Origin of the sequence: Ramlibacter paludis, from assembly GCF_022012305.1 — a bacterium.
Classification (GTDB): Bacteria; Pseudomonadota; Gammaproteobacteria; order Burkholderiales; family Burkholderiaceae_C; genus Ramlibacter; species Ramlibacter paludis.
In genome coordinates, this window is sequence record NZ_JAKLTM010000002.1 from 79,039 (window position 1) to 96,615 (window position 17,577).

The window sequence follows — 17,577 nt, forward strand, 5'->3', positions numbered from 1 at the left end:
TGCATAGAGTTTTCTTTCACCCATCCCGGAGGACCCCATGAAGAAGCTGTTCGCACTCTCGCTGGTCGCGTTCGCGGCCGCCACCGCCCAGGCCCAGGAAACCAAGGTCGCCATCGGCCTCTCCGGCTGGACCGGCTTCGCGCCGCTGACCCTGGCCAAGGAAGCCGGCATCTTCAAGAAGAACGGCCTGGACGTCTCGCTGAAGAAGATCCCGCAGAAGGACCGCCACCTGGCCGTCGCTTCCGGCGACGTCCAGTGCGCCGCGACCACGGTGGAGACCTGGATCGTGTGGAACGCGAACGGCGTGCCGACGACGCAGATCTTCCAGTTGGACAAGAGCTACGGCGCCGACGGCATGGTGGTCAAGGGCAACATCGCGAAGATCGCCGACCTCAAAGGCAAGACCGTCGCCGCCAGCGCGCCCGGCACCGCGCCCTACTTCACCCTGGCCTGGATGCTGAAGAAGAACGGCCTGTCGACCAAGGACGTGAAGGTCGTCAACCTGGAACCGCAGGCCGCCGCCAACGCGATGATCGCCGGCACCGCCGACCTCGACGCCGCGATGACCTACGAGCCCTACCTGTCGGCGGTGCGCGCCAAGCCCGAAGCCGGCAAGATCATCGCGACGACGCTGGACTACCCGATGGTGATGGACACTTTCGGCTGCACGCCCAAGTTCCTGAGCGAGAACCCGAAGGCCGCCAAGGCGCTGGCCGACAGCTACTTCGAGGCCGTGGAGATGATCCAGAAGGAGCCGAAGAAAAGCTTCGAGATCATGGGCGCCGACGTGAAGCAGAGCGCCGAGGCCTTCGAGGCCAGCCAGAAGTTCCTGCGCTGGCAGGACCGCGCCGCCAACCAGAAGTTCTTCGCCGCCGAGCACGCCGCCTTCAGCAAGGAAGCGGCGGAACTGCTGCTGGAAGCCGGGATCATCAAGCAGTTGCCGGACATGGCGAAGCTGGCGGACACGCGCTTCCTGAAATGAGGCCGCTGCAGCCGGTCGCGCCCGGCACGCGTGTCGTGCTGGGCCTGTCCTTCTTCGTGGTCTTCTTCGCGGCCTGGGCCGCGGTGACCTTCGGTGGCCTGGTGCCCAAGACCTTCCTGGCCGATCCGCTGACCATGGTGCGCTCCGGCGCCGACCTGCTGTGGAAGCAGGGCTTCCTGCACGACATCGGCATGACGGTCTGGCGCGTGCTGGGCGGCTTCGCCATCGCGGCGGTGCTGGCGGTGCCGCTGGGCGTGCTAATGGGGGCCTACAAGCCGGTCGAAGCCTTCTTCGAGCCCTTCGTGAGCTTCGCGCGCTACTTGCCGGCCTCGGCTTTCATCCCGCTGCTGATCCTGTGGGCCGGCATCGGCGAGGCGCAGAAGCTGGCGGTGATCTTCATCGGCTCCTTCTTCCAGCTGGTGCTGATGATCGCGGTGAGCGTGGGCAACACGCGGCGCGACCTGGTGGAAGCGGCGTACACGCTGGGCGCGGGCGACCGCGGCATCGTCACGCGGGTGCTGATGCCTTCCGGTGCACCCGAGATCGCCGAGACGCTGCGCATGGTGCTGGGCTGGGCCTGGACCTACGTGATCGTGGCGGAACTGATAGGCGCCTCCAGCGGCATCGGCCACATGATCACCGACAGCCAGGCGCTGCTGGCCACCGACCAGATCATCTTCGGCATCATCGTGATCGGCCTCATCGGCCTCGTCACCGACTTCGCCTTCAAGGCCTTCAACCGGAAGCTGTTCCCATGGGCCCAGATCGGACGATGAGCATCCTCCAGGTCGCCGGCGTCGCCAAGACCTTCGCGGGGCGCAGCGGCGGCACGGTGGCCCTGGAGTCCACCGACCTGCTGGTGCAGGAGAACGACTTCATCACCATCCTCGGGCCTTCGGGCTGCGGCAAGAGCACGCTGCTGCGCATGGTGGCCGGGCTCGACACGCCCAGCACCGGCCTGATCTCGCTCGATGGCCGGCAGGTCACCGGGCCGGGCGCGGACCGCGGCATGGTGTTCCAGAGCTACACGCTGTTCCCCTGGCTGACGGTGCTGGAAAACGTCTGCTTCGGCCTGCGCGAAAAGAGCCTGCCGCTCGCGCAGCAGCAGGAAACGGCGCGCGCTTTCATCGCCAAGGTGGGCCTGAAGGGTTTCGAGCAGCACTATCCCAAGCAGCTGTCGGGCGGCATGCAGCAGCGCACCGCGCTGGCCCGCGCGCTCGCCAACAATCCGCGCATCCTGCTGATGGACGAGCCCTTCGGCGCCCTGGACCACCAGACGCGCGAGTTGATGCAGGAACTGCTGCTCGGGATCTGGGAGGAAGAACGCAAGACGGTCCTCTTCGTCACCCACGACATCGACGAAGCCATCTTCATGGCCAACCGCGTGGTGGTCATGAGCGCCCGCCCGGGCCGCATCAAGTGCGACCTGCCGGTGCCGCTCGCCCACCCGAGGCACTACGCGATGAAGACGACGCCGCCCTTCATGGACCTGAAGGCGCGCCTGACCGAGGAGATCCGGGTCGAAGTTCAACGCGCCGCCGGGTTGCTGTCGAGCTAGGCCCACGGTCGGGTTGGATTTCTTCCTACACCAGACACTTTCGGTTTCCGACCGTCGAGCCAAATCCGGCTGACCAGAATGCAAGGCATCGCGAGGCGTCCGCCCCGCAAGCTTTTTGGCCGGGAACAGAATGAGCAATTCCAACGAATCGAGGCAGGAAACCAGCGGGCAGGACCAGCCTTCGTCCAACACCGGCGAACAGGAGCACGCGGGCGCGTCCGGTGAAGGAGCCGCCAGCGCGCTGGCGCAGCTGAAGACGCAGACCAAGCAGCACCGCCGCCAGACCGGGGACAACGAAGAACCGGGCGGGGGCCCGGGCCAGTGAACACCGACGGTCCCAACAAGCCCGTGCCTCCGGCCCCGGCGCCGGCGCCGGGCGAATCCACCATCGGTAGCGGCGAAGGCTCCAGCACCGCGCTCGAAGCCCTGATCCGCAAGCGCAAGCAGGCCGAGACGCCCGACACGCCTCCGCCTCCGGCACCCGCCGGACCTTGACTCTCCGGCGCCGCCGGACGCCCATCGCTCAGCTTCGCTACACTGCGGCGGTGCCCATCGTCCGCAGCGCCGGCCTGCTCATGTTCCGCCGCCGCGGCGCGGCGGTCGAAGTCCTCCTGGCCCACCCGGGCGGTCCGTTCTGGGCCGCCCGCGATGCCGCCTCCTGGACCTTGCCCAAGGGCGCGGTCGACGAAGGCGAAGACCCGTTGGCCGCGGCGCAGCGTGAATTCAACGAGGAAACCGGCTTCACCGCGCAGCCGCCTTACCACCTGCTGGGCGAGCTGAAACAGAAAAGCGGCAAGCGCATCACTGCCTGGGCCTTCGAGGGCGACGGCGATCCCCGCGACCTGCGCAGCAACCTGTTCGAGATGGAGTGGCCGCCGCGTTCGGGCCGGATGCAATCCTTTCCCGAGGTCGATCGCGTCGGGTGGTTCACCATCGCGCAGGCGAGGCACAAGCTCCTGCCGGGGCAGGCACCCTTCCTCGATGCGCTCGAAACGGTGTTGAACCCGCCCTGAATGACGAATGCCGCCCGCAGGCGGCATCCGGCATGCGCGGCGGTCAGGCCGCGGCGTACTGGCGCTGTTCGCTGCGGCGCGGCGCGTGCTGCGTGGCCGGGGCGACCTCGTCGTGGGCCTCGGCGTGCGACACCTGCGCGGCGTGGTCCCAGGCCGCGCGAATCGCCTGCATGGCTTCGTCCACCGTCAGGCGCGAGTCGCCCTTGATGCGGAACCAGTTGGCGCACAGCGATTTCTCGGCGTCCTCGAAGCAGCCGCCGTATTGGGCGTAGCCGATGTAACCCACGCAGTAGGCCGGCGCGTAGTCCTCGTACTCGCATTCGCGGCGGTAGTAGGACTCGCCCCAGTACACGGTCTGCCAGAAGGCATCGTGCACTTGCGGGTCGACGCGGCCGTCGATGCGCACCGCCGGCTCATCCTGCTGTTCTGCCCAAGTATCCAGTTCCATGGCGTTCATGCCCGTCGCTCCGTGTGTTTGTTGCTGGAAGGGATGATCGCCACGGCCCGTGTCCTCGTGCGTAGGACACACGGGTCGCGCTGCTGTCGGAATCTCTACCCACCCGATGCAGGCCGCACGGCCGGGCAGGAAGGGATACTTTCTGTCGCCTGCGTGGCTGGCCCCCAGCCGGCAGGCGCGACATACTGCACGCCAACGGAGGTCGAGATGGAAATCAAGGGCAAGGTAGCGGTGGTAACCGGGGGCGCCAGCGGCATCGGCGCCGGGCTGGCCGAGCGGTTCGCGCGCGAGAGCGCAGCCGGTGTCGTGGTAGCCGACCTGAACCTCGAGCGGGCGCAGGGCGTGGCGGCGGGCATCGGTGGCTCGGCGCTGGCCGTGCGCTGCGACGTGAGCCAGGAGGCGGAGATCCAGGAACTCGTGCGCCAGGCGAAGGCGCGCTTCGGCCGGGTGGACATCTACTGCTCCAACGCCGGCATCCTGGGCCGCATGGGCGGCATCGAGCTGGAGGATGCCCTCTGGGACAAGATGTGGCAGGTGCACGGCATGGCCCATGTGTGGGCGGCGCGCGCCGTCGTGCCCGAGATGATCGAGCGCGGTGAGGGCTACTTCCTGGTGACCGCCTCGGCCGCCGGCTTGCTGAACATCGTCGAGACCGCCCCTTATGGCGTGACCAAGCACGCGGCGGTGGCCATTGCCGAATGGCTGCGCATCGCCTACGGCCGCAAGGGCCTGCGCGTGTCCTGCCTCTGCCCGCAATCGGTGGCCACGGACATGACCAAGGACGGCACCGGCTCGGCCGGCATCAACGGCGTGCTGACGCCGGAACAGGTGGCCGAAGTCGTGGTGCAGACCATGCGCGAGGAGAAATTCCTGGCCCTGCCGCACCCCGAGGTGGCGAAGTACTTCCAGGCCAAGGGCCAGGACTACGACCGCTGGCTGGGCGGCATGCAGAAGCTCTACGCGCAGCACGCGGTGGAAGGCAACAAGCCATGAGGCGCGCAGCGCTGCTCGCTGCACTGCTCGCCGCGGGTGCGGCGCAGGCCCAGGTCAACCTGGGCGAACTGCTGGACCTGGGCGGCCGCAAGATGGCGCCGGCCGAGGTGGCCGCCCTGGGCGAGACCCGCCTGCGCGCGCAGCGCGCCGACGCGGATGCCGACCTAACCTTGCGCGCCGACGGCACGGTGGTCGGCCGCGTCGACAACAAGCAGGGCCATGGCAGCAGCGAAGCGCTGGGCCGCTGGGCGGTCGACGCCGCGGGGCAACGCTGCATCGAAGTCGCGTTGCCCGCCTTTCGGATGGACGTGCGCGACTGCGCTTACCTCTACCTGCTGGGCAAGGACATCTACTTCGCGCCCTCGGATGCCGACCTCGAAGGCAAGGTCGTGCAGTACGTGCGCTGAGGGCCGCCGCGGTTCGGCTGCGCGCTCACCACGGCCTACGGGGGCCATGGGACACGCGTTCGTAGGCCGTGGTGAGGAACGAACCGCGGCTGGACGCTAGCGCCCGAACAAGCCCACCAGCCCGGTGATGATCAGGTACAGCGCGATGATGTAGTTCAGCAGCCTGGGCATGATCAGGATCAGGACGCCCGCGATCAGGGCGGTGAGGGGTCCGATGTGCTGGAGATAGGGCATGGGTTCGCTCCGGGTCGAAAAGCCGGCAGTATGCGCGCGGCCGCGGGAACGCGGGGGCCGCACGGCGCATCGGATGCCGCATACCATCCGCCCCAAGTCCATGCCTGAACCGTCGACCGCCCTCCCCCGCGAAGAAGATGCCCTGGTTGCGCTCGCCCGCAGCGGAGACGCGCGCGCGTTCGAGGCCATCATGCGCCGGCACAACCGGCTGCTGTTCCGCACCGCCCGCAGCGTGCTGCGCAACGACGCGGAGAGCGAGGACGCGGTGCAGGAGGCCTACTTCAAGGCCTGGCGCGCCCTGCCCGGCTTCCGCGCGGAGGCCAAGCTCTCGACCTGGCTGGTGCGCATCGTGATGAACGAGGCCCTGGGACGGCTGCGCCGCGCCGGTGCCCGCATCGTGACGATCGCGCCCGGGCTCGAGCCCGAACCGGAGGCCGCGGAAGAAGCCCACGACCCCGCCGCGGCCCAGGCCCACGACCCCGAACATGCGGCCCTGCGCGGCGAGTTGCGGCGCATCGTCGAGGCCCAGATCGACGAACTGCCGGAGCAGTTCCGCACCGTCTTCATCCTGCGCGCCGTCGAGGAAATGAACGTCGAGGAAGTGGCCGCCGCCCTGCACGTGCCCGAGGCCACCGTCCGCACCCGCTTCTTCCGCGCCCGCGCCCTGCTGCGCGCGGCGCTGGAGCGCGAACTGGACTTCGCCATCGACGAAGCCTTTGCATTCGCGGGCGCGCGCTGCGACCGCATCGTGGCCGGGGTGCAGTCCCGCATCGCGGCCCTGGACGTCGTCGAGAACCACAAGGAGAACGAACCATGGAAACCCAATTGATGGTGCGCACCGCACTCGTGCTGCTGGCCCTGACCGCGCTTGGCGGCCTGCTGATGGCGGGCATCCGCTTCAGCGGCAAGCCGAGGCCCCCCAGCAGCATCGCGATGCTGCACGGGCTGCTGGCCGGTTCCGGGCTGACGCTGCTGCTCTATGCCGCCATCGTGCACGGCCTGCCGGGCATGGCCTGGCTCGGCATCGTGCTGCTGGCCGGCGCCGCGCTCGGCGGCCTGGTGCTGAACCTGGCCTACCACACCAAGGAATTGCCGCTGCCGATCTGGCTGGTGCTGGCGCATGCGGCCATCGCAGTGGTGGGCTTCGTGGTGTTGATCCTCGGCGGCTGGAACGTGACCGCGGCGTGATCGATCAAGCGCGCGGCAAGGTCCCTTTGACTTCCGCCGCCGCGAGGAAATCGAAATCCACGCCCTTGTCCGCCTGCGTCACCGTCGCCAGGAACAGCTTTCGGTAGCCGCGGTCGGCCGTCGGGGCGGTCACCGGCTGCTCCTGCGCGCGCCTGGCCATTTCCTCCGCCGGAACCAGCAGGCTCAGCTCGCGCTTGCTCACCGAAAGCCGGATGCGGTCGCCATTGCGCACGTGCGCCAGCGGCCCGCCGATGGCGGACTCGGGCGTGACGTGCAGCACGATGGTGCCGAAGGCCGTGCCGCTCATGCGGCCGTCCGAGATGCGCACCATGTCCTTCACGCCTTGCCGCGCCAGCTTGCGCGGCAGCGGGATGTAGCCGGCTTCGGGCATGCCGGGCGCGCCTTTCGGGCCGATGTTCTTCAGCACCAGGATGTCCTCGCGCTGCACGTCGAGGTCGTCGCTGTCGATCCGCGTGGCCAGGTCTTCCAGGCCCTCGAAAACCACCGCGCGACCTTCGTGCTCCATCAGCTTGGGGTCGGCGGCCGACTGCTTGATGATGGCGCCGCCGGGCGCGAGGTTGCCTTCCAGCACGGCGATGCCGCCTTGCGGATAGATCGGCTGCGCGCGCGTCTTCACCACGTCCTGCGGGAACGGCGGTGCGGCGCGCTCGAGTTCCTCGCCCAGCGTCCGGCCGGTCACCGTCAGCGCATCCAGGTGCAGCAGCGGCTTGAGCTCGCGCAGCAAGGTCGCCATCCCGCCGGCCGCGTGGAAGTGCTCCATGTAGTGCTGGCCCGAAGGTTTCAGGTCCAGCAGCACCGGCGTCTCGCGGCCCATGCGGTCCAGCGCCTTCAGGTCGATCTCGTAGCCGAGGCGCCCGGCGATAGCGGTCAGGTGCACGATCGCATTGGTGGAGCCGCCGATCGCCAGCAGCACGCGCATCGCGTTCTCGAAGGCCTTGTCGGTGAGGACCTGGGCTATGGTGCGGCGCTCCTTCGCGACCTGCACGGCCACCATGCCGGTGTGTTCGGCCACGCGCATGCGGTCGGCCGTCACGGCCGGCGGCGTCGCGCCGCCCGGGACCGTCATTCCCAGCGCTTCGGCGATGCAGGCCATGGTGCTGGCGGTTCCCATCACCGAGCAGGTGCCGACGCTGGGCACCAGCTGGTCGTTGACGGCGGCGATCTCGCGGGCGTCGATTTCCTCGGCGCGGAACTTGGCCCAGTAGCGCCGGCAATCGGTGCAGGCGCCGACGACTTCGCCGCGGTGCGAGCCGGTCAGCATGGAGCCGGTGATCAGCTGCACTGCCGGCAGGCCGGCCGACGCGGCGCCCATCAGTTGCGCGGGCACGGTCTTGTCGCAGCCGCCGATCAGCACCACCGCGTCCATCGGCTGGGCGCGAAGCATCTCCTCGGTGTCCATCGACATCAGGTTGCGCAGGTACATGCTGGTCGGCGCCGCGAAGCTTTCGCCGATCGAGATCGTGGGGAACTTCATCGGCAGGCCGCCCGCCAGCAGGATGCCGCGCTGCACCGCTTCCAGCAGCTGCGGCATGTTGCCGTGGCAGGGGTTGTAGCCGCTGGCGGTGTCCGTGATGCCGATCACCGGCCGGTCGAGCGCCGCGTCGGTGTAGCCCGCTCCCTTGATGAAGGCCTTGCGCAGGAACAGCGAGAAACCGGCGTCACCGTAGTTGGTGAGGCCCTTGCGCATGCCGCTCGCGTCGTCGTCTTTCTTCGTCATCGTTACTTCGGTTCGGGCGCCACCTGGTGCGCGGCCATGGTTTCCAGTGCCTTCACCAGCGCCGAATGATCGAGCTGGTCCCATCCCTGCGCGGCGCAGGACTGCATCAGTTGCGCGGCCGACGCCGTCTGCGGCAGCGCGACGTCCAGCGCCTTGGCGCCGGCGAGTGCCAGTCCCAGGTCCTTCTGGTGCAGCGCGATCCGGAAGCCGGGGTTGAAGGTGCGCTTGATCATGCGCTCGCCATGCACCTCGAGGATGCGCGAGGCCGCAAAGCCGCCCATCAGCGCCTGCCGCACCTTGGCCGGATCGGCGCCGGCCTTCGATGCGAACAGCAGCGCCTCGCCGACCGCGGCGATGTTGAGCGCCACGATGATCTGGTTGGCCACCTTGGTGGTCTGGCCGTCGCCGTTGCCGCCGACCAGCGTGATGTTCTTGCCCATGAGCGCGAACAGCGGCTTCACGCGCTCGAACACCGCCTCCTCGCCGCCCACCATGATCGTCAGGCTGGCCGCCTTGGCACCGACCTCGCCGCCCGACACCGGCGCATCGAGGTAGTCGGCGCCCAGCTTGTTCACCTCGCCGGCGAAGCGCTTGGTTTCGATGGGCGAGATCGAGCTCATGTCGACCACCGTCTTGCCTTTGCCCAGTCCCGCCGCAACACCGTCCTTGCCGAACAGGACGGTCTCGACGTCCGGCGTGTCCGGCAGCATCAGGAAGGTGACGTCGGCCTGGCGCGCGACTTCGGTGTTGGTGGCGCACACGGTCGCCTTCTCCAGCCCCGCGGGCACCTTGCTGCGCGTGCGCACGAACATCTCGTGGCCGGCGGCCAGCAGGTGCTGCGCCATCGGCGCGCCCATGATGCCCAGGCCGATGAATCCGATCTTCATGGTTCCGTCCTCTCGGTGAAGTTCAATAGCTGTCGCCCGCCAGCGTGGGCGACTTGAGTCCCGCGCGCATCGCGGCCATGACCTGCTGCGCGCCCGCGGCGATGAGGCGCGCGTCGGAGCTCACGGTCACGAACTGGAATCCGGCGGCGATGCGTTTGAGCGCCGACTCGGGCCCGGTGTTGTGGATGCCGGCCACGATGCCGTGGGCCTTGGCACGCGCCAGCACGTGGTCCACGGCCTGCTGCGCCTTCGGTTCGAGGTCGTCCATCGCGGGCTTGCAGCCCAGCGAGATCGACAGGTCGGACGGGCCGATGTAGACCGCGTCCAGCCCTTCGACCGACAGGATGGCGTCGAGGTTGTCGATGGCCTGCGCCGTCTCGATCATGGCGAATGCGACGATGGTGTCGTTGGCATGCTGCGGGTAGTCGGCGCCGCCATAGAGCAGCGCGCGCACCGGGCCGAAGCTGCGGGTGCCGCGCGGCGCATAGTGCGTCCACGCCACCAGCTTCTGCGCATCCTCGCGCGTGTTGACCATCGGGCAGATCACGGCGTAGGCGCCGGCGTCCAGCGACTTCATCAGGATGCCCGGCTCCAGCCAGGGCACGCGCACCATCGGCACCGTGCCGGTGGTGGAGATCGCCTGCAGCATGCCCACCATGGCCTGGTAGTCGACCACGCCGTGCTGCATGTCCACGGTGAGCGAGTCCCAGCCCTGGTGGGCCATCGTTTCGGCGGAGAAACCGTTGGGGATGGCGAGCCAGCCGTTGACGGCGGCGCCGCCCGATTGCCAGAGCGTGCGCAGCGGATTGGGTCTCAATGCTTTCTCCTCGCGAGCGGAACGGGCATCCTATCCCGCCTCGCCCTCCTTGGCGAGCGCGGCCGCGAGCAGGTCGACGAAGGCCCGCACCCGCGCCGTGGTCTGGTGCCGCTGCGGATAGACCGCGTAGATGTCGGCATTGGGCGTGCGGTACGGCGCCAGCACCTGCACCAGCCGGCCGCTGCGCAGGTAGCGCGCGATGTCCCATTCGGCGCGCAGCAGGATGCCGTGGCCGTCGAGCGCCCAGTTGACGGCGACGCCGCCGTCGTTGGTCGCCAGGTTGCCGCGCACCTTGACGCTTTCCTCCTGCTCGGCGCGGCCGCGCGCGAGGCGCAGCACGCCATAGGCCTCGTCGCCCTGGCGGATGCGGATGATGTTGTGCTGCGCCAGGTCGGCCGGCGTGCGGGGCTCGCCGGCGCGCGCCAGGTAGGCCGGCGCGGCCACCAGCAGGCGCCGGTTGGGCGCCAGCTGGCGCGCGATCACGCGCGCATCGGGCGGCGGGCCGAAGCGGATGCAGACGTCGAAGGCATCGTCGGTGAGCGGAGGCGGGTCCGCGCTCAGCTGCAGCTTGACGTCCACCTGCGGATGCTTCTTCGCGAAGCGGGAGATCACAGGAGCCACATGGCTGCGGCCGAAGCCGAGCGTGGCATTCACCCGCAGCGCCCCGCTGGGCGTGGACCGCGACAGGCCCAGCATCTCCTCGAGGTCGTCGAGGTCGCCCAGGATGCGGCGGGCATGCTCGAGGTACAGCTCGCCTTCCACCGTCAGGCTCATCCGGCGGGTGGTGCGGTTCAGGAGGGAGATGCCCAGCCGCGCCTCCATCTGCGCGAGCCGCTTGCTCACGGCCGCCGTGGTGATGCCCAGCTCCCGGCCGGCGGCGCCCATGCTGCCGGCGGACATCAGCGCGGAGAAGAAGCCGAGGTCGGCGGGCTGGATGGCGCGGCTCATACTTGAATGGCGGTTAACAATGGCTTGAGTCCAGGGCTGATCGTACAGGGCCCGGCGCGCCTACAGTGCCGCATCCCCCACGAGAACCCCACCATGAAGACCTATCGTATTGCCACCATTCCGGGCGACGGCATCGGCAAGGAAGTCGTTCCCGCCGGCCGCGAAGTCATGGAGGCGCTGGCCGCTTCCGGCAGCGGCTTCCGCTTCGAGTTCGAGGACTTCGACTGGGGCGGCGACTACTACCGCAAGCACGGCGTGATGATGCCGGCCGACGGCCTGGACGCGCTGCGCGGCAAGGACGCCATCCTGTTCGGCTCCGCCGGCGACCCGCACATCCCCGACCACATCACGCTGTGGGGCCTGCGCCTGAAGATCTGCCAGGGCTTCGACCAGTACGCCAACGTGCGGCCCACGCGCATCCTGCCCGGCATCGACGGCCCGCTGAAGCGCTGCAAGCGCGAGGACCTGGACTGGGTGATCGTGCGCGAGAACTCCGAAGGCGAATACGCCGGCGTCGGCGGCCGCGCCCACCAGGGGCATCCGATCGAAGTGGCGACCGACGTCTCGATGATGACCCGTGCCGGCGTCGAGCGCATCCTGCGCTTTGCCTTCAAGCTGGCCCAGTCACGCCCGCGCAAGCTGCTGACGGTCGTCACCAAGAGCAATGCCCAGCGCCATGCGATGGTGATGTGGGACGAGATCGCGCTCGAGGTCTCCAGGGAGTTCCCGGACGTCAAGTGGGACAAGGAACTGGTCGACGCCTGCACGGCCCGCATGGTGAACCGGCCCGCCTCGCTCGACACGCTGGTCGCCACCAACCTGCATGCCGACATCCTGAGCGACCTGGCGGCGGCCTTGGCCGGCAGCCTGGGCATCGCCCCCACCGGCAACATCGATCCCGAGCGCCGCTACCCGTCGATGTTCGAGCCGATCCACGGCTCCGCTTTCGACATCATGGGCAAGGGCCTGGCCAACCCGGTAGGCACCTTCTGGTCGGTCGTGATGCTGCTGGAGCACCTGGGCGAGAAGGAAGCGGCCGGCCGCCTGATGCAGGCGATCGAACGCGTCACCGCCGACCCCAAGCTGCACACCGGCGACCTCGGCGGCAGCGCGAAGACCGTGGACGTCACGCGCGCGGTTTGCGCGCAGCTCGCGAAGTGAGCCGGGCTCGGGGCGCGGCGTACAGCACGTCGCAGCCCTGCATGGCTTCGCAGTTCGGGTCGATGTGCGGCGCGTAACCGAGCTTGCGCATCTCGCGGGTGAACAAGGACACCTGCTTGTAGCAGCGCAGGAGCGCGGCGCCGACCACCACGCCGTCGGCGTCGCACACGCCGACGGAGAAGTCGTTCTCGTCGCAATCGATGGTCCTGGCCTTGCTCAGTGCGCTGGCGACGTCGGCCCAGGCGGGCGTCGCGAGGATTTCAGGGGCGGGCAGTTTCATGGCTGCAAACTATCGGGCGCGCAGTGACCCGGACGCGTAGGCGCGCAGGCAAGCTGGGCTGCGGGCGCCGCCGGGACGCAACCGGCGATTTCGCCGACCGCCTGTAGTCGCCCGACTACGCCGAGGCGCGACCGCGCGCCCACCGCGGGCGGCACGGCGCCGGTAGAGTCGTCGCACCTTGTCCCAAGCGCCCGCCCCCCTCGCCGTCGTCCTCAATGCCACCGCCGGCACGGGCTGCCCGCCCGACTGGATCGAGAAGCTGCGCGCCCAGTTCGCCGACCATGGCGTAGCCGCTCAGGTGCTGCAGGCGAAGGAAGGCAGCGACATCATCCCAACCGTCCGGCGACTGCTGGATGGCGGCGCACGCACCATCGTGGCCGGCGGCGGTGACGGCACCGTCAGCGCCGTGGCCTCGCAGCTGGCAGGCACCGACGCCGTGCTGGGGGTGTTGCCGCTGGGCACCTTGAACCACTTCGCCAAGGACCTGGGCATGCCGCTGGCGCAGGAAGAAGCGGTGGCGGCCCTGGTCGCGGGCTCGGTGACGACCGTCGACGTCGGCGAGGTCAACGGCCGCATCTTCATCAACAACTCGAGCCTGGGGCTGTACCCGGACATCGTGCGCGACCGCGAGCAGCGCCAGCGGCGCCTGGGCCACAGCAAGTGGCGCGCGCTGGCAGCGGCCAGCCTGGACGTGCTGCGCCGCTATCCCGTGCTGCGCGTGCAGGTCGACCTGGACGACGAAACGCACGCGCTGCGCACGCCCTTCCTCTTCATCGGCAACAACGAGTACACGATGGAGGGTTTCCAGATCGGCGAACGCCGCGGCCTCAGTGACGGCTCGCTGGCCGTCTACACGGCGCAGCGCACGGGCCGCTTCGGCCTGCTGCGGCTCGCGCTGCTGGCGCTGTTCCACCGGCTGCAGCAGGCGCGCGACTTCCATACGGCGCTGGCGCGGGAGTTCGTGGTGCACTCCGGCCACCGCAAGCTGCGCGTCGCCACCGACGGCGAAGTCACGTTGATGGACACACCTTTGCATTACCGCTGCCGCCCAGGCGCGCTGCGCGTGATCGCCCCGCCGGCGCCCTCCGCCGCCTGACACCCGTTGGGCATTTGCCCCAGGTTCCACCGCTCGTTCCCCGCCCCGCGCCGCTCGTCCGGATGCCCGGCAGCGCCCGTGTAACAGCGCTTGTTGCAGGATTTAACTCCTAGTTACGATGCGGGCCACCACTGAAGAGCGAGGAAAAACTACATGCACAAGATCATCCAAACCACCCTGATGGCCGCCCTGCTGGCCGGCACCGCCGCCTGGGCCACCGACAACCCCGCCACCGCCAAGGAAGCCGAGGCGATGGTCAAGAAGGGCGTTGCCTTCATCAAGGCCAACGGCAAGGACAAGGGCTACGCCGCCATCGGCGACAAGGACAACAAGGACTTCCACGACCGCGACCTGTACCTCGCCGTGCACAAGCTGGATGGCACCGCCGTCGCCCACGGCACCAACGAGAAGATGGTCGGCAAGAACTTCATGGAAATGAAGGACATCGACGGCAAGGAATACATCAAGGAGCGCGTCGATTTCGCCAAGACGAAGACCAGCTTCTGGACGGACTACAAGTTCCCCAACCCGCTGACCAAGAAGATCGAGGCCAAGACCTCCTACTGCGAACGCCTCGACGACACCGTCGTCTGCGGCGGCGTCTACAAGAAGTAAGGCCACGGGCCGGCCGCGGCCGGCTCCCCTCCACGAGACAAGAGAAGGAGAGTCGTATGCGTAAAGTCGTCATGCTGATGTCCGCGGCCCTGCTGGCCGCCGCCGGGGCCGCCCAGGCCGGCACCTACTCCGTGCAGCAGGAATCCGATTGCCCGCTGCTGACGGCGGGCGAGCTGCAGCAGGCGCTGCAGAAGATCGGCAAGGCCAACGGCCTCGACCTGCCGCGCGACATGGCGCTGCGCGGCGAGCTGCGCTGCCACAAGTCGGCCAACGCCGCCTTCGTCTACACCTTCCGCGCCAGCGTGGAGAAGCAGCTGGGCGACGGCGAGTTCCAGCGCTGGGCCCCGGTGGCGCAGCTCACCGGCTACGGCACCACCGCCGGCAGCGCCACGCTGCTGCGCGACGTTTCGTACACGGTGCGCGACCTGATCCGCCAGGAACCCTGAGCGTCGCTTGAACGCGGGGCTGTTCACCGGCCCCGCCTGCGGCTAACCTCGGCCGCATGGACTTTCTCCGCAAATTCGATCTTACGGGCCGGCTCGCGCTGGTCACCGGCTCCAGCGCCGGCATCGGCCTCGCTTTGGCCCGCGGCCTGGCGCAGGCCGGCGCCAGCGTCGTCCTGAACGGGCGCGGCGCCGCCAAGGTGGACCAGGCCGCCGCCGCCCTGCGCGCAGAGGGCGCCACCGTCCACGCGCGGGCCTTCGACGTGACCTCTTCCGACGCGACCCGGGCGGCCGTCGATGCGATCGAGCGCGACATCGGACCGATCGACATCCTCGTCAACAACGCCGGCATGCAGCGCCGCGGGCCGCTGGAGCACTTCGAGGAAGACGCCTGGCACGAGCTGATGCGCACCAACGTCGACAGCGTCTTCCACGTGGGCAAGGCAGTGGCGAAGCACATGATCCCGCGCGGCCGCGGCAAGATCATCAACGTCTGCTCGGTGCAGAGCGAACTCGGGCGGCCCAGCATCGCGCCCTACACCGCGAGCAAGGGCGCCGTGAAGATGCTGACCAAGGGCATGGCGATCGACTGGGGCCCGTACGGCATCCAGGTGAACGGCCTGGGGCCCGGCTACTTCAAGACGGAGCTCACCCAGGCGCTGGTCGCCAATCCCGAGTTCACCCAATGGCTGGTGAACCGCACGCCGAGCCGCCGCTGGGGCGACGTGGAGGACCTGGCGGGCGCCGCCGTGTTCCTCGCCAGCGATGCCAGCAATTTCGTCAACGGCCACATCCTCTACGTCGATGGCGGCGTGACCGCAACCCTCTGAGCCCATGGAAGCCCTCGTCATCCACGCCCCCGGCGACCTGCGCGTCGAAACCATCGTCACGCCGGAGCCCGGGCCCGGCCAGCTGCTGGTGAAGGTCGACGCCGGCGGCATCTGCGGCTCGGACCTGCACTACTTCCAGCATGGCGGCTTCGGCACCGTGCGCATCAAGGAGCCGATGGTGCTGGGCCACGAAGTGGCCGGCACCATCCGCGCGACCGGCCCCGACTGCGGCACCTTCGCCGCCGGCCAGCGCATCGCGATCAGCCCCAGCCGGCCCTGCGGGCTGTGCCGCTATTGCCAGCAGGGCCTGCAGAACCATTGCCTCGACATGCGCTACTACGGCAGCGCCATGCGCACGCCGCACGTGCAAGGCGCGTTCCGCCAGGAGATCGTGTGCGAGGCCTGGCAGGCCCACCTGCTCGCGGACCACGTGAGCGACCAGGAAGGCGCGCTGGCCGAACCGCTCGCGGTGGCGCTGCACGCCGTGCGCCGCGCCGGGCCGCTCCTCGGGCAGCGCGTGCTCGTGACCGGCTGCGGGCCCATCGGCGCGCTGCTGGTGATCGCCGCGCGCCGCGCCGGGGCCGGCGAGGTCGTCGTCACCGACATCGGCGAATTCCCGCTGCGCAAGGCGCGCGAGATCGGCGCCGACCTCGCGCTCAACACCGCGGAGGATCCGGATGCGCTGAAGCGCTTCGGCGCCGACAAGGGCTACTTCGACGTGCTGCTGGAGGCGAGCGGCAACGAGAAGGCCTTGCGCGCCGCCTTCGATGCCGTGCGCCCGCGCGGCGTGATCGTGCAGGTGGGGCTGGGCGGCGAGATGCAGATCCCGATCAACACCATCGTCGCCAAGGAGTTCGACCTGCGCGGCGCCTTCCGCTTCCACGAGGAGTTCGCGGTGGCCGTGGGGCTCCTGAACCGGAAGCTCGTGGACGTGAAGCCGCTGGTGTCGGCCACCGTCCCCTATCGCGACGCCACGCGCGCCTTCCGGCTCGCGGCGGACCGCTCGCAGGCGATGAAGGTGGTGCTGCGCTTCGATTGAGTATTCGCGGGGTGGCGGTGCGCTTGTGCACATCGCCGCGGCGGCGCGCTCCCTAGAGTTCGTTGCGTGGACAAGCCGTCCACGCAACCGTCCCTGAGGAGTGAACCATCATGAAGCGAATCATCATCGCGATCTGCCTCGCTGCCGCCGGATCCGCCTTCGCGGACGACATCACCATCGAGGCAACGCCTTTCGTGTCCAGCCGCAGCCGCGCGGAAGTCATCGCGGAACTGCAGGCGGCGCGCGCCGCGCCCAACCCGTGGGCCGACGGCTACGACCAGCTGGCGGCCTTCCGCAGCACGCTCACGCGCGAGGAGGTCGTCGCCGACTTCCTGCTCACGCGCGACGAGATGCAGGCCTTCAACGGCGAGGACAGCGGCTCCGGCTACCTGATGGCCGCGCGCAGCCTGGGCAACGTGGCGCCGGTGCTGGCCCAGGCCGGCAACTGAGGGCATGATGCGGGGGCCATGCAGCCCCGCATCACCCTGCTCACCCTGGGCGTCGCCGACCTGGAACGGGCCGTCGCCTTCTACCGCGACGGCCTCGGCTGGCCCACCCAGGGCATCGTGGGCACCGAGTTCGAGAACGGCGCGGTGTGCTTCTTCCAGCTGCAGCCGGGCCTGAAGCTCGCGCTGTGGCCGCGCCGCAGCATGGCCGCCGACAGCGGCCTGCTGCCGCAGGAAGGCGGGCCGCTCGAATGCTCGCTGGCCCACAACGTGGGCTCGCAGGCGGAAGTCGATGCCGTGATGGCCGAGGCCGCCACGGCCGGCGCCACGATGGTCAAGGCCGCGCAGCCGACCTTCTACGGCGGCTATGCGGGCTACTTCCAGGACCCGGACGGGCACCTGTGGGAGGTGGCGTTCAATCCGGGTCTGGTCGCGCTGGACTGAG

The 17,577-nt window shown here is 69.1% G+C and carries 24 protein-coding genes and 1 pseudogene; 18 read left to right on the forward strand and 7 right to left on the reverse strand.

Translation table 11 applies throughout. The features are described 5' to 3' along the window. Positions 1–37: 37 nt before the first annotated feature. From LZ009_RS07000 to LZ009_RS07025, 6 genes and pseudogenes are all read left to right on the forward strand, one after another. A pseudogene (locus LZ009_RS07000) lies at positions 38–751 on the forward strand (ABC transporter substrate-binding protein); the annotation flags it as partial. Positions 752–834: 83 nt separating this feature from the next. Then, positions 835–1,758: an ABC transporter permease gene (locus LZ009_RS07005; protein WP_430300247.1), complete on the forward strand. Its 924-nt coding sequence runs from the start codon at positions 835–837 to the stop codon at positions 1,756–1,758. Then, a complete protein-coding gene (locus LZ009_RS07010) occupies positions 1,755–2,540 on the forward strand; it encodes an ABC transporter ATP-binding protein (protein ID WP_275697192.1) in 786 nt (261 codons plus the stop codon). Before LZ009_RS07005 ends, LZ009_RS07010 begins: the two co-directional genes overlap by 4 nt. 130 nt (positions 2,541–2,670) lie before the next feature. Next, positions 2,671–2,865 (forward strand): hypothetical protein, encoded by a 195-nt coding sequence (locus LZ009_RS07015; protein ID WP_275697193.1) that lies wholly within the window; start codon positions 2,671–2,673, stop codon positions 2,863–2,865. Beyond that, complete coding sequence (locus LZ009_RS07020; protein ID WP_275697194.1) at positions 2,862–3,035, forward strand: hypothetical protein; 174 nt, start codon at positions 2,862–2,864, stop codon at positions 3,033–3,035. The genes LZ009_RS07015 and LZ009_RS07020 overlap by 4 nt, the downstream gene beginning before the upstream one ends. Positions 3,036–3,085: 50 nt before the next feature. Then, positions 3,086–3,553 (forward strand): NUDIX hydrolase, encoded by a 468-nt coding sequence (locus tag LZ009_RS07025; protein ID WP_275697195.1) that lies wholly within the window; start codon positions 3,086–3,088, stop codon positions 3,551–3,553. A 43-nt stretch (positions 3,554–3,596) separates the two neighbouring features. Here LZ009_RS07025 and LZ009_RS07030 read toward each other — a convergent pair whose 3' ends face one another. Beyond that, positions 3,597–4,010, reverse strand: coding sequence for a hypothetical protein (locus LZ009_RS07030; protein ID WP_275697196.1), 414 nt, complete (start codon positions 4,008–4,010; stop codon positions 3,597–3,599). Positions 4,011–4,217: 207 nt separating this feature from the next. Here LZ009_RS07030 and LZ009_RS07035 point away from each other — a divergent pair, with 207 nt between their 5' ends. Further along, a complete protein-coding gene (locus tag LZ009_RS07035; protein WP_275697197.1) occupies positions 4,218–5,003 on the forward strand; it encodes an SDR family oxidoreductase in 786 nt (261 codons plus the stop codon). Beyond that, entirely contained in the window at positions 5,000–5,410 is a 411-nt protein-coding gene (locus LZ009_RS07040) for a hypothetical protein (RefSeq protein ID WP_275697198.1), read from the forward strand. Before LZ009_RS07035 ends, LZ009_RS07040 begins: the two co-directional genes overlap by 4 nt. Before the next feature lie 96 nt (positions 5,411–5,506). Here the strand turns inward: LZ009_RS07040 and LZ009_RS07045 are convergent, their stop codons facing one another. Then, positions 5,507–5,644: a DUF3096 domain-containing protein gene (locus LZ009_RS07045; RefSeq protein ID WP_275697199.1), complete on the reverse strand. Its 138-nt coding sequence runs from the start codon at positions 5,642–5,644 to the stop codon at positions 5,507–5,509. 100 nt (positions 5,645–5,744) lie between these two features. Between LZ009_RS07045 and LZ009_RS07050 the strand changes: the two genes are divergently transcribed. Together LZ009_RS07050 and LZ009_RS07055 are read left to right on the forward strand one after the other, a co-directional pair. Further along, on the forward strand, positions 5,745–6,473 hold the full coding sequence (locus LZ009_RS07050; protein ID WP_275697200.1) for an RNA polymerase sigma factor: 729 nt from the start codon (positions 5,745–5,747) through the stop codon (positions 6,471–6,473). Next, positions 6,458–6,832 (forward strand): hypothetical protein, encoded by a 375-nt coding sequence (locus LZ009_RS07055; protein ID WP_275697201.1) that lies wholly within the window; start codon positions 6,458–6,460, stop codon positions 6,830–6,832. Before LZ009_RS07050 ends, LZ009_RS07055 begins: the two co-directional genes overlap by 16 nt. 4 nt (positions 6,833–6,836) lie before the next feature. Here the strand turns inward: LZ009_RS07055 and LZ009_RS07060 are convergent, their stop codons facing one another. From LZ009_RS07060 to LZ009_RS07075, 4 genes are read right to left on the reverse strand one after another with little or no spacing between them, the layout of a single operon-like run. Then, positions 6,837–8,570 (reverse strand): IlvD/Edd family dehydratase, encoded by a 1,734-nt coding sequence (locus LZ009_RS07060; RefSeq protein WP_275697202.1) that lies wholly within the window; start codon positions 8,568–8,570, stop codon positions 6,837–6,839. A 2-nt stretch (positions 8,571–8,572) separates the two neighbouring features. Then, positions 8,573–9,457 carry a 2-hydroxy-3-oxopropionate reductase gene (gene glxR / locus LZ009_RS07065; protein ID WP_275697203.1) on the reverse strand — a complete coding sequence of 295 codons (885 nt, stop codon included), beginning with the start codon at positions 9,455–9,457 and terminating at the stop codon, positions 8,573–8,575. A gap of 22 nt (positions 9,458–9,479) precedes the next feature. After that, entirely contained in the window at positions 9,480–10,274 is a 795-nt protein-coding gene (locus LZ009_RS07070; protein ID WP_275697204.1) for an HpcH/HpaI aldolase family protein, read from the reverse strand. Positions 10,275–10,304: 30 nt separating this feature from the next. Continuing rightward, on the reverse strand, positions 10,305–11,222 hold the full coding sequence (locus tag LZ009_RS07075; protein ID WP_275697205.1) for a LysR family transcriptional regulator: 918 nt from the start codon (positions 11,220–11,222) through the stop codon (positions 10,305–10,307). A gap of 93 nt (positions 11,223–11,315) precedes the next feature. Between LZ009_RS07075 and LZ009_RS07080 the strand changes: the two genes are divergently transcribed. Then, positions 11,316–12,383, forward strand: a complete 1,068-nt coding sequence (locus tag LZ009_RS07080) for a tartrate dehydrogenase (protein WP_275697206.1) — start codon at positions 11,316–11,318, stop codon at positions 12,381–12,383. Here the strand turns inward: LZ009_RS07080 and LZ009_RS07085 are convergent. After that, positions 12,349–12,663 carry a hypothetical protein gene (locus LZ009_RS07085; protein ID WP_275697207.1) on the reverse strand — a complete coding sequence of 105 codons (315 nt, stop codon included), beginning with the start codon at positions 12,661–12,663 and terminating at the stop codon, positions 12,349–12,351. The genes LZ009_RS07080 and LZ009_RS07085 overlap by 35 nt on opposite strands. A gap of 178 nt (positions 12,664–12,841) precedes the next feature. Here LZ009_RS07085 and LZ009_RS07090 point away from each other — a divergent pair, with 178 nt between their 5' ends. The 7 genes from LZ009_RS07090 to LZ009_RS07120 all read left to right on the forward strand — a co-directional run bounded on the left by LZ009_RS07090 (position 12,842) and on the right by LZ009_RS07120 (position 17,576). Continuing rightward, the gene (locus LZ009_RS07090) at positions 12,842–13,759 is read left to right on the forward strand and encodes a diacylglycerol/lipid kinase family protein (RefSeq protein WP_275697208.1); all 918 of its coding nucleotides are present in this window, start codon (positions 12,842–12,844) and stop codon (positions 13,757–13,759) included. Positions 13,760–13,912: 153 nt separating this feature from the next. Next, a complete protein-coding gene (locus tag LZ009_RS07095; RefSeq protein ID WP_275697209.1) occupies positions 13,913–14,374 on the forward strand; it encodes a cache domain-containing protein in 462 nt (153 codons plus the stop codon). Between the two features lie 56 nt (positions 14,375–14,430). Further along, entirely contained in the window at positions 14,431–14,820 is a 390-nt protein-coding gene (locus LZ009_RS07100; protein WP_275697210.1) for a hypothetical protein, read from the forward strand. Positions 14,821–14,876: 56 nt separating this feature from the next. After that, the gene (locus LZ009_RS07105; protein ID WP_275697211.1) at positions 14,877–15,647 is read left to right on the forward strand and encodes a glucose 1-dehydrogenase; all 771 of its coding nucleotides are present in this window, start codon (positions 14,877–14,879) and stop codon (positions 15,645–15,647) included. Between the two features lie 4 nt (positions 15,648–15,651). After that, entirely contained in the window at positions 15,652–16,686 is a 1,035-nt protein-coding gene (locus LZ009_RS07110; RefSeq protein ID WP_275697212.1) for an L-idonate 5-dehydrogenase, read from the forward strand. A 110-nt stretch (positions 16,687–16,796) separates the two neighbouring features. Continuing rightward, positions 16,797–17,135 carry a DUF4148 domain-containing protein gene (locus LZ009_RS07115; protein ID WP_275697213.1) on the forward strand — a complete coding sequence of 113 codons (339 nt, stop codon included), beginning with the start codon at positions 16,797–16,799 and terminating at the stop codon, positions 17,133–17,135. An 18-nt stretch (positions 17,136–17,153) separates the two neighbouring features. Continuing rightward, complete coding sequence (locus LZ009_RS07120; protein WP_275697214.1) at positions 17,154–17,576, forward strand: VOC family protein; 423 nt, start codon at positions 17,154–17,156, stop codon at positions 17,574–17,576. Position 17,577 lies beyond the last annotated feature (1 nt).